Below are 17911 nucleotides of genomic sequence, written 5' to 3' on the forward strand. Positions count from 1 at the left end.
CGGGTTTGCTGCGCTTCGGCCAGGGCCTTGATGGCTATCTGGCCGAGCATGGCTCGGCGCTCAAGAAACGATCGAGCCCGATCCGGCGGGCGCAAGCCCACCGCCGCGCTAGGCGCCGGCAGTCTGAAACCGCGAGCGGATGAACGCCTCCGCAGGCTGCAGATCCGCCTGGCGGCCGAGGCCTTGCAACAATGTCAGGCTGGCGGCATCGTCCAGCGCCACCTGCCGCGGCAACAGTGGCGAAACGCGCAGATAACGCCCGCCGCCCAGCATCTGCCGCACCTGAAAATCCGCCACCTCGTTGATGCCGTCCATCAACAGATCCGCCATCTTGGGACCCCACTGCGCCAGTCCCCAGCTCTCGCCCCCGTTCAGATGGAAGGGACTGTAGCCGGTGCCCAACGACAACATCGCCACCGCGTCCGGCGCGATCGCCAGACTCAGCCGCGCATCGCGGGTTTGCGCCAGCGCGCACATCGCCGGATTGTTGGCGAACACTCCGCCATCGGCAAAGCCGGCATACGAAGCGAAATAGGCCGGCGCGGCCGAGGTCTCCATCGCCACCCGGTACAGCTGTTGAGTCCCGTCGTCGCTGCCATCGACGGTGGGCAGATTGTGGTACACCTTGGGCCGCCAATACCGCAGCCCTTCCGGCAACCTGGCATAGCCATCCAGATTGAAAGCCGGCACCAGCACATGGCCGCGCCGGCCGTCATCGCTCAACAGCGAGCTCAGCTTGCCGTCCCCCAGCAGGCCGCGGCAAATCCGCTCCTTGACCTGGCTATCGTACTTGGGGCCGGTCAGTCCATTCAGCGTTTTCAGCCGCCACCACCAACTGCGGGAGAAAATCTTCGCACCCTGCTGTAGATAAACCTGCAGGATTTCGCGCGGCGCCATACCCTTGGCCAGGCCCAGCGCGATCATCCCGCCGGTGGAGGTGCCGGCGTACATATTGACGGCGGCCCGCCATCCCGGCACCGCCTGATCCAGCCGGTCGAGAATCACCAGCGGAATGATGCCGCGCAAGCCGCCTCCGTCTATCGACAGGATGCGGTAGCAAGATGTTGCTTCGTCCATGATGTCGTCCTTGGCTGGATTGACATGATAAAAGCATCGCAATGCCAGCGGCAACGGCGGCGATATCTTTAAATCGCCGCCCAGGAAACAAAAACGCCACGTCCCAAAAGGGGCGTGGCGTGGCTGCGCGGCAGGCGCGGAGCGGATCAGCTGACGCGTTCGATCAAGGCGCCGACGGCGCCCAGCTTCCTCTCGATATGCTCGTAGCCGCGGTCCAGGTGGTAGATGCGGTCGACGATGGTCTCGCCCTCGGCCACCAGGCCGGCGATCACCAGGCTGGCGGAAGCGCGCAGATCGGTGGCCATCACCGTGGCGCCGGACAGCTTGTCCACGCCCTTGATGATGGCGGTGTTGCCTTCCACTTCGATGTTGGCGCCCATGCGGTTGAGCTCGGGCACGTGCATGAAACGGTTTTCGAAGATGGTCTCGGTCACCACACCGGCGCCCTCGGCCACACAGTTCAGCGTCATCAGCTGCGCCTGCATGTCGGTGGGGAAAGCCGGATACGGCAGGGTGCGGAAATTGACCGCCTTGGGGCGCTGCTTCATGTCCAGCGAGATCCAGTCGTCGCCGCATTCGATCAGCGCGCCGGTTTCGGCCAGTTTGTCCAGCACTGCCTCCATGCTCTTGGGCGCGGCGTTCTTCAGCACCACGTGGCCGCGGGTCATCGCGCCGGCCACCAGGAAGGTGCCGGCCTCGATGCGGTCCGGCATCACCGCGTAGTCGGCGCCGTGCAGCCGGTCCACGCCCTCGATCACCAGGCGGTCGCTGCCGATGCCGGAGATCTTGGCGCCCATCGCCACCAGGCAGTTGGCCAGATCGGTCACTTCCGGCTCGCGCGCGGCGTTTTCCAGCACGGTGGTGCCTTCGGCCAGGGTGGCGGCCATCAGCAGGTTCTCGGTGCCGCCGACGGTGACCATGTCCATCACCACGCGGGCGCCGCGCAGGCGCTTGGCGCGCGCCTTGACGTAGCCGTGCTCAATGCTGACTTCGGCGCCCATCGCCACCAGGCCCTTGATGTGCTGGTCCACCGGCCGGCTGCCGATAGCGCAGCCGCCGGGCAGCGACACGGTGGCTTCGCCGAAGCGCGCCAGCGTCGGGCCCAACACCAGAATGGAGGCGCGCATGGTCTTCACCAGATCGTACGGCGCCACCAGACTATCCAGCTGGCCGGCAGTGATCTCCATCTCGTGCACATTGTCGGTCATCACCCGCACGCCCATGCCCTGCAGCAGCTTCTGAGTGGTGGCGATGTCGCGCAGCATCGGCACGTTGGTGAAACGCATGGTGTCGCCGGTCAACAGGCTGGCGCACAAAATGGGCAGCGCGGCGTTCTTGGCGCCGGAGACGCGGATCTCGCCGTTGAGCGGGCCGTTGCCGATGATTTTCAGTTTATCCATGGTGTGGCTTTCAAGCTTGCAGTTTGGCCCACTCGTCCGGCGTGGCCGCCTTGACGATGGACAGCGCGTGGATTTCATTGCTGGCCAGGCGGGCGGCGATCACTTCCTTCACCAGGCGGTGGCGGTCGATCAGGCGCTTGCCCTCGAAGGCGGCCGAGACCACGGTGGCGTAGAAGTGGTGGCCGTCGCCTTCCACGTTCAGATAGGTGCATTCGAGGCCGGCCTCGATGTATTGCTTGACTTGCTGTTCGGTCATCATTGGGGACATCCAGAGCGAATAATATTCAGTGGCGCATCTTGTAGCCGGAGTGGATCAACCACAGGGCCAAAGACACCAGCACAGCGAAGCTGCCCGCCACCACGCCGGCCGACAGCCAGGGGCTGACGTCGGCCTGGCCGAAAAAGCCGTAGCGGAAGCCGTCTATCATGTAGAACACCGGGTTGGCGTGCGACACGGCGTACCAGAACGATGGCAGGCTGTTGATGGAGTAAAACACGCCGGACAGGAAGGTCAGCGGCATGATCAGGAAATTCTGGAAGGCGGCCAGCTGGTCGAATTTCTCCGCCCAGATGCCGGCGATCACGCCCAGCGTGCCCAGCACGCCGCAGCCCAGCACCGCGAACAGGACCGCCCATAGCGGCTGCGCCGGCAGCGGCAGGCCGAACCAGGCGGTGACCAGCAGCACGCCGGCCCCCACCGCCAGCCCGCGCACCACCGACGCCAGCAGATAGGCGGAAAAGAATTCCAGCGCGGTCAAGGGCGGCAGCATCAGGAACACGATGTTGCCGGTGATCTTGGACTGGATCAGGCTGCTTGAACTGTTGGCGAAGGCGTTCTGCGCCATCGACATCATCGCCAGGCCCGGAATCAGGAAGGCGGTGTAGCCGACGCCGGGATAGGCCTCGACATGCTTGGACAGCACGTGGGCGAAGATCAACTGGTACATCAGCGCGGTGAGCACCGGCGCCGCCACGGTCTGGAAGGCCACTTTCCAGAAGCGCACCAGCTCCTTCTTGAACAGGGTGAGGAAACCTATCATGCCGCCCCCCCGTTCATCATCTTGACGAACACGCTTTCCAGATCCGCCTCTACCACATTCAGTTCGCGCACCTCCACGCCGGCTTCGCGCAGCGTGGCCAGCACCGTTTCCAGTTCAGCCAGTTCCGCCAGCTGCAGCACCACCCGGCCGTCCTCATCGCGCAGCTTGCGCGGCAGCAGGCTGTCGGGCAGCGCGGCGGACAGCTTCACCGCCACTTCGCGGCGCGCGCTATGCGCCAGCAGCTTGTCCTTGTTCTCCAGCGCCAGCAGCCTGCCTTTTTTCAGCATGGCGATGCGCGAGCACAGGGTTTCGGCTTCTTCCAGATAGTGGGTGGTCAGCACGATGGCGTGGCCGGCGCGGTTCAGCTCCTGCACGAACAGCCACAGGCTCTGGCGCAGCTCCACATCCACGCCGGCGGTGGGCTCGTCCAGCACGATCACCGGCGGACGGTGCACCAGCGCCTGCGCCACCATCACCCGCCGCTTCATGCCGCCGGACAGGGCGCGCATATTGCTGTCGGCCTTGTCGGCCAGGCCCAGCTTGAACAGCAGCTCGTCGATCCAGGCATCGTTGCGGGCCAGGCCGAAGTAGCCCGACTGGAAGCGCAGCGTTTCGCGCACCGACAGGAAGGGATCGAACACCAGCTCCTGCGGCACCACGCCCAGCGCGCGCCGGGCCTGCTTGAAATCGCGCACCACATCGTGGCCCATCACCCGGATGCTGCCGCTGTCCGGGCGCGCCAGGCCCGCCAACGCGGAGATCAGCGTGGTCTTGCCGGCGCCGTTGGGGCCCAGCAGCGCGAAGAACTCGCCCGGCTCCACATTGAAGCTGACCTTATCCAGCGCCTGCAGCTGGCCGTAGCGTTTGCTGACGGCCTCAATTTCGATTGCGTGGGACATGAAAACCATGACGCCACCAAAGCGATGCCGAATCAATAGGGCTGCGCTAGTGGCTTGAGAAAAAAGCGCAATTATAGCGCCGGCTCAACGGCAAGTGGTAAGTTGTTCCATCACTTGCGGCAGAAAAATACCGCGGTACAGATATTGCAACAGTCGACTGACCGCATCGGTGGCTTCCGGACAGGGACTCTCCACCAGCAGGCGGCTCATCAGGCCTTCGTGCAGCGATTGCAGCACCACCGCGACATCGTCCGGATCGATGCCGGGCAGCGCCTGCCCCCGATCCATCGCCGCCATCACCACCTGGCCCAGCAGGCCGCGCGCCTCGTGCATGTGCGCCACGCACTCATCGTGGATGGGCGCCAGTTCGCCGACGTGCTCGCTGCGCATGAACAGGATCAGCAGAATGCGCCTCACCTGGGCGTTTTCCGCCACCAGCACCAGCAGTTTATGGCTGTGGTCCCACAAGGCCCGCGCCGGGTCGGCGCCGGCGGACTGCAGCAACTGCTCGCGCAACTCGTCGAAGGGCGCCGACACTCTATCCATCATCGCCCGGTACAGATCCAGCTTGTTCTGGAAATGCCAATACACCGCGCCGCGCGTCAGCCCGGCCGCGGTGGCGATTTCCGCCAGCGAGGTGCGCGATACGCCGTGCTCGCTGAACAACTGCTCGGCAGCGTCCAGCAGCTGCTGGCGGGTCTGCTCCGCTTCTTCACGTGTTTTCCGTACCATCCATCATTCTTCGCACTTAGTACTAGTATGAATTTTAACGGTTCTTTGTTGCGCAAACCGCTGCTTTTTTACATATCCACGACATTATAGCATTTTACATACAGACGCGTATGTATGTAAAATGCCGAAGCTTCAGATTATGACAATCCAGACAACCATCCTCTGAAGCCCTAGTCATTACTTACACCCTTCCCGATTTTGCTTTCGAGGATTCGATACCATGCAAGGAACTGCACCCCTCCCGCGCGCCGCGCGCGGCCTGCTGCTGGGCATACTGGCGGCCAGCCTGGCGGCCTGCGGCCAAAAACCCGACGCCAAGGCCGGCGCGATGCCGCCGGTGCCGGTGGCCGTGATCAAGGTTGAGCCGGCCGACGTGCCGGTGTCGTATGAGTTCGTCGGCCAGGCGGCCGGCTCGCGCGAAGTGGAAGTGCGCGCCCGCGTCGGCGGCATCCTGCAAAAGCGCGCCTACGCCGAAGGCAAGCCGGTGAAGGCGGGCGACCTGCTGTTCCAGATCGACCCAGAGCCGTTCAAGGCGGCGCTGGACCAGGCCCGCGGCAACCTGCAAGTGCAGCAGGCGCAGTTGCTGCGCACCAAGCAGGACTACGAACGCGTGCTGCCGCTGTTCAAGGAAAACGCCGTCAGCCAGAAAGACCGCGACGACGCGGTGGCCGCCTACAATGCCGCCAAGGCGCAGGTGGCCTCGGCCCAGGCGCAGCTGGAGCAGGCGCAGATCAACCTAGGCTACACCCGCGTCACCGCGCCGATTTCCGGCATCACCAGCCAGGAAGCGCGCTCCGAAGGCAGCCTGGTGGCCACCAGCGCCGACGCCAGCCTGCTGACCAAGATCTCGCAGCTGGACCCGATCTACGTCAACTTCAGCATGTCCGACGGCGACATGTTGTCGCTGCGCAAGATGCAGCACACCGGCAAGCTGAAGCTGGCCAACGGCGGCGGCTTCGAAGTGCAGCTGAAGCTGCCCGACGGCAGCATCTACGGCAAGACCGGCCACCTCAACTTCACCGACAGCCTGGTGGACACCAATACCGGCACCATCCGTTCGCGCGCCAGCTTCGCCAATCCGCAAGGCGGCATCCTGCCCGGCCAGTTCGTCCGCGTGCAGCTGAACGGCGCGGTGCGCACCCACGCCATCACCGTGCCGCAGCGCGCGGTGCTCACCTCGCAGCAGGGCAAGATGGTGTGGGTGGTGGGCCCGGACGGCAAGGCGCAGCCGCGTCCGATCTCCGTGTCGCAGGAAGTTGGCCTGGACGTGCTGGTCGAGCAGGGCCTGAAAGCCGGCGACCAGGTGGTGGTCGACAACATCATCAAGCTGCGTCCGGGCGCCGACCTCAAGCCGCATCCGTTCCAGGCCGACGCCAGCGCGCCCGCCGCCGCAGCCAAGCCGTAATCCCAGGGGGAATCTGATTTATGTTTTCCGCTTTCTTCATCCGGCGGCCTATCTTCGCCAGTGTGATCTCCATCGTGATCATGCTGGCGGGCCTGGCCGCCATCAAGGCGCTGCCGATCGAGCAGTACCCTGAAATCGTGCCGCCGGTGGTGAACGTCACCGCCAGCTATCCGGGCGCTTCCGCCGAAGTGATCGCCAACACCGTGGCCGCGCCGCTGGAACAGGCGATCAACGGCGTCGACGACATGCTTTACGTGCAATCCGGCAGCGCCAGCAACGGCACGCTGTCGATGAGCGTGTCGTTCAAGATCGGCACCAACCCGGACCAGGCCACCATCAACGTCAACAACCGCGTGCAGTCGGTGCTGTCGCAGCTGCCGGAAGAGGTGCGGCGCCAGGGCGTCAACGTGCGCAAGAAGTCCGCCACCATCTTGCAGGTGATCTCGCTGTTCTCCCCGGACAACAGCCGAGACACGCTGTTCATCAGCAACTACGCGCTGCTCAACGTAGTCGATGAGCTCAAGCGGGTGCCGGGCGTGGGCGACGTGATCAACTTCGCCGGCCAGGACTACTCGATGCGGATCTGGCTGAAGCCGGACAAGCTGGCGCAGCTGAAGCTGACCCCCAGCGACGTGGCCGCCGCCATCCGCGAGCAGAACTCGCAGTTCGCCGCCGGCAAGCTGGGCGCCGAGCCGACGCCGCAGAAGCTGGACTTCACCTACACCGTCACCACCCAGGGCCGCCTGTCCGAGCCGGAGGAGTTCGAGAACATCATCCTGCGCGCCAATCCGGACGGCTCGGCGGTGAAGCTGAAGGACGTGGCCCGCGTCGAGCTGGGCGCGCTGTCCTACGACTTCCACGGCAAGCACAACGGCAAGGCCACCATCCCGATCGGCATCTTCCTGGCGCCGGGCGCCAACCAGCTGGCCACCGCCCAGGCGGTGGAAGTGGAAATGCAGCGGCTGTCCAAGGCCTTCCCCAACGGCATGTCCTACGGCATTCCGTACGACACCACCAAGTTCGTCGAAGTGTCGATCGAGGAGGTGTACCACACGCTGGCCGAGGCCATGGTGCTGGTATTCCTGGTGGTGTTCCTGTTCCTGCAGAACTGGCGTGCCACGCTGATACCGTGCCTGGCGGTGCCGGTGTCCATCGTCGGGGCCTTCGCCGGCATGTACGCCTTCGGCTTCACCATCAACACGCTGACGCTGTTCGGCCTGGTGCTGGCCATCGGCATCGTGGTGGACGACGCCATCGTGGTGCTGGAAAACGTCGAGCGGCTGATGACCCAGGAAGGGCTGTCGCCGACCGAGGCCAGCCTGAAGGCGATGAAGGAAGTGTCCGGCGCGCTGGTGGCCATCGTGCTGGTGCTGTGCTCGGTGTTCATCCCTGTGGCCTTCCTCGGCGGCATTGCCGGCCAGATGTACAAGCAGTTCGCGATGACCATCGCGGTGTCGGTGGTGATTTCCGGCATCGTGGCGCTGACGCTGACCCCGGCCTTGTGCGCGCTGCTGCTCAAGTCGGAACACCAGCACCAGAACCGCTTCTTTGAATGGTTCAACGGCTGGTTCGACCGCCTGACCGAGCGCTACACCAGCGGCGTGGCCTTCATCATCAAGCGCAGCCTGCTGGCGGTGGTGCTGTTCGGCGCCCTGATCGCGGTTTCTGCCGGCCTGTTCCGCATCATCCCGTCCAGCCTGGCGCCGGACGAGGACCAGGGCTATGTACTGGCCGCGGCCTTCCTGCCGGACGGCGCGTCGCTGCAACGCACCGCCGCCAGCATGGACAAGCTGGACGCGATGATGGCCAGCAATCCGGCGGTGAAGGACCGCATGAGCTTCGCCGGCTTCGACATCCTGTCCGGCGGCAACAAGACCAACGCCGGCGTATCCTTCATCACCCTCAAGCCGTGGAGCGAGCGCAAGTCGCCCGAGCTGTCGTCGATGGCGGTGGTGAAGGACATCTTCGGCAAGGGCATGATGGGCGTCACCGACGGCATCATCCTGGCCTTCAACCCGCCGCCGATCTCCGGCATGTCCAACACCGGCGGCTTCGAAGCCTATGTGCAGGACCGCGCAGGCGGCACTTCGCTGGCGCTGGGCGAGGTCACCAAGAAATTGGTGGCGGCCGCCGCCAAGCACCCGGAGCTGAAGGGCGTGCAGACCACCTTCTCCGCCAGCGTGCCGCAAGTCTTCGTCAAGCTGGACCGCGACAAGGCCAAGGCGCTGGGGGTGCCGGTGAACAGCGTGTTCGACACCATGCAGAGCACCTTCGGCGCGCTGTACGTCAACGACTTCAACAAGTTCGGCCGCACCTTCCGCGTGCAACTGCAGTCCGAAGCGCCGTTCCGCACCAAGGTGGACGACCTGCGCAACGTCTACGTGCGTTCGCAAACCGGCCAGATGATCCCGCTGACCGCGCTGGTGACCATCCAGCAGACTACCGGCCCGGAAACGCTGGAACGCTTCAACGTGTTCCCGGCGGCCAAGGTGGTGGGCGGCCCGGCGCCGGGCTACAGCTCCGGCGAGGCGCTGGCGGCGATGGAACAGGTAGCCCAGGAAACGCTGCCGGAAGGCTACGCGCTGGCCTGGACCGGCTCCGCCTTCCAGGAGAAGTCCACCAGCGGCTCCTCCACCCTGGTATTCGGCTTCGCCATCATCATGGTGTTCCTGATCCTGGCGGCGCAGTACGAACGCTGGAGCCTGCCGATCTCGGTGCTGATGGCGGTGCCGTTCGCAGTGTTCGGCGCGCTGATGGCCAACTGGCTGCGCGGCCTGGCCAACGACGTCTACTTCCAGGTGGCGCTGGTGACGCTGATCGGCCTGTCGGCCAAGAACGCCATCCTGATCGTGGAATTCGCGGTGCAGCAGATGGACGAGGGCATGGACGCGGTGACCGCCGCGCTGCAGGCCGCCCGCCTGCGCTTCCGCCCCATCGTGATGACGTCTCTCGCCTTCGTGCTGGGTTGCGTGCCGCTGGCCATTTCCAGCGGCGCCGGCTCCGCCAGCCGCCACTCCATCGGTACCGGCGTGATAGGCGGCATGCTGGCCGCCACCTTCATCGCCACCTTCTTCATCCCGCTGTTCTTCATCATGATCATGAAGATAGGCAAGAAAAAACCTCAACCGAGCGTTGAGGCAGGAGAAAACGCAGATGCTTAAGCGTGCCCTGATCCCCGTCGCCGTCGCGCTGGCCGTATCCGCGTGCGCGGTGGGCCCCGACTACAGCCGCCCCAAGGTCGAGCTGCCCGAGGCGCAGGCCGGCCAAGCGCAGCCGACGGTGAGCGCCGACTGGTGGAAACAGTTTGACGACCCGGTGCTCAACCAGCTGATAGAAGAGGCGGTGAAAAGCAACCTGGACCTGCAGGCTTCCGCCGCCCGCGTCGAGCAGGCGGCCGCCCAGGCCGGCATCGCCCGCGCGGCGCTGCTGCCGTCCTTGGGCGCCAGCGGCAGCTACCAGAGCGGCCGCACCTCGGCGCTGACCACCGCCCCCGGCACCCCGCTGGTGGCCGACCTGCGCACCGCCAACCTGACCGCCGCCTGGGAGCTGGACCTGTGGGGCAAGCTGCGCCGCGGCAACGAGGCTGCGCGCGCCAGCTACCAGGCCAGCCGCTACGACCGCGACGCCGCCCAGCTGGCGCTATCGGCCCAGGTGGCGCAAACCTACTTCCAGCTGCGCGCCTTCGACGCCCAGCTGGATATAGCCAAGCGCACGCTGCAAAGCCGGGAAGAGTCGCTGCAGCTGCAGACCAAGCGCTTCCACGGCGGCCTGATCTCGGAGCTGGACCAGCGCCAGGCCGAAGCCGAGGCCGCCGCCGCCCGCGCCGCGGTGCCGCAGATCGCCCGCTCGCTGGAACAGACCGAAACCGCGCTGGGCGTGCTGCTGGGCCACAGCCCGAAACAGCTGGTGGCCGGCAACCTCAACCGCGGCAAGGACATCAACAGCCTGGCCAGCCCGCCGGACGTGCCGGCCAACCTGCCGGCCAGCCTGCTGGAGCGCCGCCCCGACGTGGCCTCCAGCGAACAGCAACTGATCGCCGCCAACGCCAATATCGGCGTGGCGCGCGCCGCCTACTTCCCCAGCATCAACCTCACCGGCGCGCTGGGTTCGCAAAGCCTGTCGCTGGACAGCCTGTTTACCAGCCCGGCCCGCACCTGGGGCTTCGCCGCCAACCTGGCCGCGCCCATCTTCAACTTCGGCGCCACCGGCTACGGCGTGGATGCCGCCAGCGCCGGCCAGAAGCAGGCGCTGGCGCTGTACCAGAAGTCGGTGCAGTCGGCGTTCAAGGACGCGCTGGACTCGCTGGCCGCCAACAGCGCCGCGCGCGACATCGTGCAGGCGCAGACCACCCAGCTCACCGCGCTCAACCGTACGCTGAAACTGGCCGGCCTGCGCTACGACAACGGCTACTCCAGCTATCTGGACGTGCTGGACGCGCAGCGCAACAGCTTCCAGGCCGAGCTGAACCTGGTGAGCGCCAAGCTGGACCGCCTCAACACCACCATCAGCGTGTACAAGGCGCTCGGCGGCGGCTGGGAAGCGCCCAAGCCGCAATAAGCCTCGCCCATCCCGCACGGTAAAAGCCCGCCTGATCCAAGGCGGGCTTTTTTTCATGGCTGCGGATTTACAAAATCGTCAAAATCGCGCCAAAACGCGCATTCCGCAACGACTGCGCCCGTTTGCGCGGCAGAACCTGCCGCCGCGCCGATTGACAAACGCATGGCCAATCGACACAGTAAGCTCACGCCATAGCATTGGCGACACTATCAAAATAAACAAAGAGCATCAGGAGAGATTCATCATGCAAACCCGACACAGCCTGCTACTGTGCGCGCTGATGGCAGGCGTCGCCGCCTGCAACAAGCCAGCCGGCCAGACCCAATCCAACGACAAGACCGCCGCGGACAAAACCGTGGTCAAGATCGGCACCGCCAACCCGCTCACCGGTCCGTTCGCCCACTGGGGCCGCGACGCCGACAACGGCGTCAAGCTGGCGGTAGAGGAAGCCAATGCGGAAAAGCTGGTGCTGGATGGCAAGCCGGTCAGCTTCGAAGTGGTGTCGGAAGACGACCAGGCCGATCCCAAGGTCGCCACCCAGGTCGCGCAACGCATGGTAGACGCCAAGGTCGCCGGCATCGTCGGCCACCTGACATCAGGCGCCGCCATTCCCGCCTCGCGCATCTATGCCGACGCCGGCATTCCGATGATTTCCGGCTCGGTCACCAGCCCCTCCTTCACTCAACAAGGCTACCGCAACACCTTCCGCCTGATCGCCAATGACCAGCAGCAAGGCGAGGCGCTGGCCAAATACGCAGTGGGCAAGCTGGGCGCCAAGCGCGTGGCGGTGATAGACGACCGCACCACTTACGGCCAGGGACTAGCGGACGACTTCGCCAAGGCGGTGGAGCAGGCCGGCGGGAAAGTGGTGAAGCGCGAGTTCACCACCAACAGCGCCACCGACTTCATGGCGGTGCTCACCTCGATCAAGGGCGAAAAGCCCGACCTGCTGTTCTACGGCGGCATGGACGCCCAAGCCGGTCCGATGGTCAAGCAGATGGGCAAGCTCGGCCTCAAGGCGGCCTTCATGGGTGCCGACGGCGTCAATACGCCGGAGTTCGCCAAGCTGGGCGGCGGCAGCGCCGAAGGCGCTTATGCCTCCAGCGCCGGCCAGCCCAAGGAAAAGCTGCCCGGCTACGCCGACTTCAACCAGAAATTCAAGCAGCAGTTCCAGGCCGAAATCCAGGCTTATGCGCCGTACAACTACGATGCCGCCAAGGTGCTGATCGCGGCGATGAAACGCGCCGGCTCGGCCGACCCGGCCAAGTATCTGCCCGAAGTCGCCAAAACCGACTATCAGGGCGTCACCGGACCGGTGAAGTTCGACGGCAAGGGCGATATTCAGCAAGCGACGGTGTCGCTGTATCAGCTGAAACAAGGAAAGTGGATAGGCTTGTAAGCGCGCCCGGCCCGCGGCAAATAAAACCCCCGCCAGTTTGCCTGGCGGGGGTTTTGGTCAGGTATCAGGACATCGGTCTGGCGTGCGCCAAACGCAAAAACCCCAGCTCATTGAGCTGGGGTTCCGCTATCGGGCGTCTGGCGGTGTCCTACTTTCACATGGCGAATGCCACACTATCATCGGCGCTAAGGCGTTTCACGGTCCTGTTCGGGATGGGAAGGCGTGGGACCACCTCGCTATGGCCACCAGACATAAACTGGTACAAACTCAAGAAGCCTGAACTCGTCTCTCAACGCGTTCTGAATATTTTTTCGGGTACTCAATTGTGTCGCACTCACACTCCATCTTCGTCACTCAGTTTCCCAAGCCACTCAAATGATAGGATCAAGCCTCACGAGCAATTAGTATCGGTTAGCTTCACGCCTCACAGCGCTTCCACACCCGACCTATCAACGTCCTGGTCTCGAACGACTCTTCAGGGAGGTCTAGCCTCCAGGGAAGTCTCATCTTCAGGCGAGTTTCCCGCTTAGATGCTTTCAGCGGTTATCTCTTCCGAACTTAGCTACCCGGCGATGCCACTGGCGTGACAACCGGTACACCAGAGGTTCGTCCACTCCGGTCCTCTCGTACTAGGAGCAGCCCCCGTCAAACTTCCAACGCCCACTGCAGATAGGGACCAAACTGTCTCACGACGTTTTGAACCCAGCTCACGTACCACTTTAAATGGCGAACAGCCATACCCTTGGGACCGGCTACAGCCCCAGGATGTGATGAGCCGACATCGAGGTGCCAAACACCGCCGTCGATGTGAACTCTTGGGCGGTATCAGCCTGTTATCCCCGGAGTACCTTTTATCCGTTGAGCGATGGCCCTTCCATACAGAACCACCGGATCACTATGTCCTGCTTTCGCACCTGCTCGACTTGTCGGTCTCGCAGTTAAGCTACCTTTTGCCATTGCACTATCAGCACGATTTCCGACCGTACCTAGGTAACCTTCGAACTCCTCCGTTACACTTTGGGAGGAGACCGCCCCAGTCAAACTGCCTACCATGCACTGTCCCCAATCCGGATCACGGACCAAGGTTAGAACCTCAAAGGGGTCAGGGTGGTATTTCAAGGTTGGCTCCACCTGAACTAGCGTCCAGGCTTCATAGCCTCCCACCTATCCTACACAAACCACTTCAAAGTCCAATGCAAAGCTACAGTAAAGGTTCACGGGGTCTTTCCGTCTAGCAGCGGGTAGATTGCATCTTCACAAACACTTCAACTTCGCTGAGTCTCAGGAGGAGACAGTGTGGCCATCGTTACGCCATTCGTGCGGGTCGGAACTTACCCGACAAGGAATTTCGCTACCTTAGGACCGTTATAGTTACGGCCGCCGTTTACCGGGGCTTCGATCAAGAGCTTGCACCCCATCACTTAACCTTCCGGCACCGGGCAGGCGTCACACCGTATACGTCCACTTTCGTGTTGGCACAGTGCTGTGTTTTTGTTAAACAGTCGCAGCCACCGATTCTCTGCGACCTGTCATAGCTTCAGACGCGAAGTCTTACACCACAACAGGCATACCTTCTCCCGAAGTTACGGTATCAATTTGCCGAGTTCCTTCTCCTGAGTTCTCTCAAGCGCCTTAGAATTCTCATCCTGCCCACCTGTGTCGGTTTGCGGTACGGTTCTTGTGTAGCTGAAGCTTAGTGGCTTTTCCTGGAAGCGTGGTATCAGTCACTTCAGGTCCGTAGACCCTCGTTATCACGTCTCGGTGTTAAAGAAGAGCGGATTTGCCTACTCTTCACACCTACCGGCTTGAACAGACTATTCCAACAGTCTGCTGACCTAACCTTCTCCGTCCCCACATCGCACTACACAAAAGTACGGGAATTTTAACCCGTTTCCCATCGACTACGCTTTTCAGCCTCGCCTTAGGGGCCGACTCACCCTACGCCGATGAACGTTGCGTAGGAAACCTTGGGCTTTCGGCGAGCGGGCTTTTCACCCGCTTTATCGCTACTCATGTCAGCATTCGCACTTCTGATATCTCCAGCATGCCTCTCGACACACCTTCACAGACCTACAGAACGCTCCCCTACCACGGACACATTTGACTGTGCCCATCCGCAGCTTCGGTTATCAGTTTGAGCCCCGTTACATCTTCCGCGCAGGACGACTCGACCAGTGAGCTATTACGCTTTCTTTAAATGATGGCTGCTTCTAAGCCAACATCCTGGCTGTCTATGCCTTCCCACTTCGTTTACCACTTAACTGATCATTTGGGACCTTAGCTGGCGGTCTGGGTTGTTTCCCTCTTGACAATGGACGTTAGCACCCACTGTCTGTCTCCCATGCTGGCACTTTCCGGTATTCAGAGTTTGCCATGGTTTGGTAAATCGCAATGACCCCCTAGCCATAACAGTGCTTTACCCCCGGAAGTGATACATGAGGCACTACCTAAATAGTTTTCGGGGAGAACCAGCTATCTCCGAGTTTGTTTAGCCTTTCACCCCTATCCACAGCTCATCCCCTAGTTTTGCAACACTAGTGGGTTCGGACCTCCAGTGCGTGTTACCGCACCTTCATCCTGGCCATGGATAGATCACTCGGTTTCGGGTCTACACCCAGCGACTGATTCGCCCTATTCGGACTCGGTTTCCCTACGCCTCCCCTATTCGGTTAAGCTTGCCACTGAATGTAAGTCGCTGACCCATTATACAAAAGGTACGCAGTCACGGAACAAGTCCGCTCCCACTGTTTGTATGCATCCGGTTTCAGGTTCTATTTCACTCCCCTCCCGGGGTTCTTTTCGCCTTTCCCTCACGGTACTGGTTCACTATCGGTCGATCACGAGTATTTAGCCTTGGAGGATGGTCCCCCCATCTTCAAACAGGATTTCGCGTGTCCCGCCCTACTTTTCGTATGCTTAGTACCAAGAATGCGTTTTCGTGTACGGGGCTATCACCCACTACGGCGGTCCTTTCCATGAACCTTCCACTAACTCAATCTCTATCACATACAGGCTGTTCCGCGTTCGCTCGCCACTACTTACGGAATCTCGGTTGATTTCTTTTCCTTCAGCTACTTAGATGTTTCAGTTCGCTGAGTTCGCTTCCTCAGACCTATGTATTCAGTCTGGGATGACCCCTAAGGGCCGGGTTTCCCCATTCGGATATCGCGGGATCAAAGCTCTATTGCCAGCTCCCCCGCGCTTTTCGCAGGCTTACACGTCCTTCATCGCCTGTGATCGCCAAGGCATCCACCAGATGCACTTAGTCGCTTGACCCTATCATTTCAGTAACCTACGTCACTTCATGACAGAGCGTGTTTGCGCGACGACTGCACCGCCCCTTTTGATATGGCGACGCAGCCTTAGATACAATCAAATACCCAAGATGACGATTTGTCCGCGTACAGAATTAACTCTACGCTTTCATTTCGCCGTCTTATATATTCGGCTTCTTCAGTTTGTTAAAGATCGGGCGTTAAAATTACAACGCAAACAGAACCAAACTCTTCCGAGTTCGCTTGTGTTTGAGTTGTGGTGGAGGATGACGGGATCGAACCGACGACCCCCTGCTTGCAAAGCAGGTGCTCTCCCAACTGAGCTAATCCCCCAACTGGTGGGTCTGGTAGGACTCGAACCTACGACCCCTGCGTTATCAACACAGTGCTCTAACCAGCTGAGCTACAAACCCAGTAAACTTCTACGCCAGCCCCACAAGGAGCTGGCTGCCCTTAACAGAATAACCGATAGGCTGTAAGTACTTGACGATCGCCTTCTCTAGAAAGGAGGTGATCCAGCCGCAGGTTCCCCTACGGCTACCTTGTTACGACTTCACCCCAGTCATGAATCCCACCGTGGTAAGCGGCCTCCTTGCGGTTAGCCTACCCACTTCTGGTGAAACTCACTCCCATGGTGTGACGGGCGGTGTGTACAAGACCCGGGAACGTATTCACCGCAGCATGCTGATCTGCGATTACTAGCGATTCCGACTTCACGCACTCGAGTTGCAGAGTGCGATCCGGACTACGATCGGTTTTATGAGATTGGCACCACCTCGCGGCTTAGCGACCCTCTGTACCGACCATTGTATGACGTGTGAAGCCCTGCTCATAAGGGCCATGAGGACTTGACGTCATCCCCACCTTCCTCCGGTTTGTCACCGGCAGTCTCATTAGAGTGCCCAACTTAATGATGGCAACTAATGACAAGGGTTGCGCTCGTTGCGGGACTTAACCCAACATCTCACGACACGAGCTGACGACAGCCATGCAGCACCTGTGTTACGGCTCCCTTTCGGGCACCAAGCCATCTCTGGCAAGTTCCGTACATGTCAAGAGCAGGTAAGGTTTTTCGCGTTGCATCGAATTAATCCACATCATCCACCGCTTGTGCGGGTCCCCGTCAATTCCTTTGAGTTTTAACCTTGCGGCCGTACTCCCCAGGCGGTCAATTTCACGCGTTAGCTACGCTACCAAGGATTCAAACCCCCAACAGCTAATTGACATCGTTTAGGGCGTGGACTACCAGGGTATCTAATCCTGTTTGCTCCCCACGCTTTCGTGCATGAGCGTCAGTGTCATCCCAGGGGGCTGCCTTCGCCATCGGTATTCCTCCGCATCTCTACGCATTTCACTGCTACACGCGGAATTCTACCCCCCTCTGACGCACTCTAGTCTTGCAGTCTCCAATGCCGTTCCCAGGTTGAGCCCGGGGCTTTCACATCAGACTTGCAAAACCGCCTGCGCACGCTTTACGCCCAGTAATTCCGATTAACGCTTGCACCCTACGTATTACCGCGGCTGCTGGCACGTAGTTAGCCGGTGCTTATTCTTCCGGTACTGTCATCCCCGCCAGGTATTAACCAGCGGAATTTCCTCCCGAACAAAAGTCCTTTACAACCCGAAGGCCTTCTTCAGACACGCGGCATGGCTGGATCAGGCTTGCGCCCATTGTCCAAAATTCCCCACTGCTGCCTCCCGTAGGAGTCTGGGCCGTGTCTCAGTCCCAGTGTGGCGGATCATCCTCTCAGACCCGCTACTGATCGTCGCCTTGGTGAGCTCTTACCTCACCAACTAGCTAATCAGACATCGGCTGCTCGTATAACGTGAGGCCTTACGGTCCCCCACTTTCCCCCTCAGGGCGTATGCGGTATTAATCCGGCTTTCGCCGAGCTATCCCCCATTACACGGTACATTCCGATGCGTTACTCACCCGTTCGCCACTCGTCAGCGGAGCAAGCTCCCTGTTACCGTTCGACTTGCATGTGTAAAGCATGCCGCCAGCGTTCAATCTGAGCCAGGATCAAACTCTTCAGTTCAATCTCATAGCAAATTTTCTGGCACGCAAGTTCAAAGAAATAAAACAAGTATTTCTTGTCTCTTGCAGTGCAAGTTTTTGGCTTTCGC

10 protein-coding genes, 2 tRNA genes and 3 rRNA genes are annotated in these 17911 nt (G+C 61.4%); 4 read left to right on the forward strand and 11 right to left on the reverse strand.

Annotated features, from left to right (window positions below; all coding sequences use genetic code 11):
* Window positions 1-108: 108 nt before the first annotated feature.
* From BI344_RS03375 to BI344_RS03400, 6 genes are all read right to left on the reverse strand, one after another.
* Window positions 109-1077, reverse strand: a complete 969-nt coding sequence (locus BI344_RS03375; protein ID WP_071112051.1) for a patatin-like phospholipase family protein — start codon at window positions 1075-1077, stop codon at window positions 109-111.
* 146 nt (window positions 1078-1223) lie between these two features.
* Complete coding sequence (gene murA, locus BI344_RS03380; RefSeq protein ID WP_071111524.1) at window positions 1224-2477, reverse strand: UDP-N-acetylglucosamine 1-carboxyvinyltransferase; 1254 nt, start codon at window positions 2475-2477, stop codon at window positions 1224-1226.
* 10 nt (window positions 2478-2487) lie between these two features.
* Complete coding sequence (locus BI344_RS03385) at window positions 2488-2736, reverse strand: BolA family protein (protein WP_071111525.1); 249 nt, start codon at window positions 2734-2736, stop codon at window positions 2488-2490.
* A gap of 25 nt (window positions 2737-2761) precedes the next feature.
* Window positions 2762-3517, reverse strand: coding sequence for an ABC transporter permease (locus BI344_RS03390; RefSeq protein ID WP_071111526.1), 756 nt, complete (start codon window positions 3515-3517; stop codon window positions 2762-2764).
* Entirely contained in the window at window positions 3514-4416 is a 903-nt protein-coding gene (locus BI344_RS03395; RefSeq protein ID WP_071112052.1) for an ABC transporter ATP-binding protein, read from the reverse strand. Before BI344_RS03395 ends, BI344_RS03390 begins: the two co-directional genes overlap by 4 nt.
* An 84-nt stretch (window positions 4417-4500) precedes the next feature.
* Window positions 4501-5148, reverse strand: a complete 648-nt coding sequence (locus tag BI344_RS03400; protein WP_071111527.1) for a TetR family transcriptional regulator — start codon at window positions 5146-5148, stop codon at window positions 4501-4503.
* Window positions 5149-5368: 220 nt separating this feature from the next.
* Between BI344_RS03400 and BI344_RS03405 the strand changes: the two genes are divergently transcribed.
* From BI344_RS03405 to BI344_RS03420, 4 genes are all read left to right on the forward strand, one after another.
* On the forward strand, window positions 5369-6553 hold the full coding sequence (locus tag BI344_RS03405) for an efflux RND transporter periplasmic adaptor subunit (RefSeq protein ID WP_071111528.1): 1185 nt from the start codon (window positions 5369-5371) through the stop codon (window positions 6551-6553).
* A 20-nt stretch (window positions 6554-6573) separates the two neighbouring features.
* Window positions 6574-9714 (forward strand): efflux RND transporter permease subunit, encoded by a 3141-nt coding sequence (locus BI344_RS03410; RefSeq protein ID WP_071111529.1) that lies wholly within the window; start codon window positions 6574-6576, stop codon window positions 9712-9714.
* Window positions 9707-11110 (forward strand): efflux transporter outer membrane subunit, encoded by a 1404-nt coding sequence (locus tag BI344_RS03415; protein ID WP_071111530.1) that lies wholly within the window; start codon window positions 9707-9709, stop codon window positions 11108-11110. The genes BI344_RS03410 and BI344_RS03415 overlap by 8 nt, the downstream gene beginning before the upstream one ends.
* A 244-nt stretch (window positions 11111-11354) precedes the next feature.
* A complete protein-coding gene (locus tag BI344_RS03420; protein WP_071111531.1) occupies window positions 11355-12509 on the forward strand; it encodes a branched-chain amino acid ABC transporter substrate-binding protein in 1155 nt (384 codons plus the stop codon).
* Window positions 12510-12644: 135 nt separating this feature from the next.
* Here BI344_RS03420 and rrf read toward each other — a convergent pair.
* The 5 genes from rrf to BI344_RS03445 form a co-directional block, all read right to left on the reverse strand.
* Window positions 12645-12759, reverse strand: a 5S ribosomal RNA gene (gene rrf / locus BI344_RS03425).
* Window positions 12760-12889: 130 nt separating this feature from the next.
* Window positions 12890-15785 (reverse strand): 23S ribosomal RNA (locus tag BI344_RS03430).
* A 256-nt stretch (window positions 15786-16041) separates the two neighbouring features.
* Window positions 16042-16117: transfer RNA gene (locus tag BI344_RS03435), tRNA-Ala, on the reverse strand.
* A 3-nt stretch (window positions 16118-16120) separates the two neighbouring features.
* A tRNA-Ile gene (locus BI344_RS03440) sits at window positions 16121-16197 on the reverse strand.
* Between the two features lie 90 nt (window positions 16198-16287).
* Window positions 16288-17823, reverse strand: a 16S ribosomal RNA gene (locus tag BI344_RS03445).
* The 16S, 23S and 5S rRNA genes sit together here with 2 tRNA genes alongside, the layout of an rRNA operon.
* Window positions 17824-17911: the final 88 nt, after the last annotated feature.

The sequence above is a fragment of the Chromobacterium sphagni genome, from assembly GCF_001855555.1.
In the GTDB taxonomy this organism is placed as follows: domain Bacteria; phylum Pseudomonadota; class Gammaproteobacteria; order Burkholderiales; family Chromobacteriaceae; genus Chromobacterium; species Chromobacterium sphagni.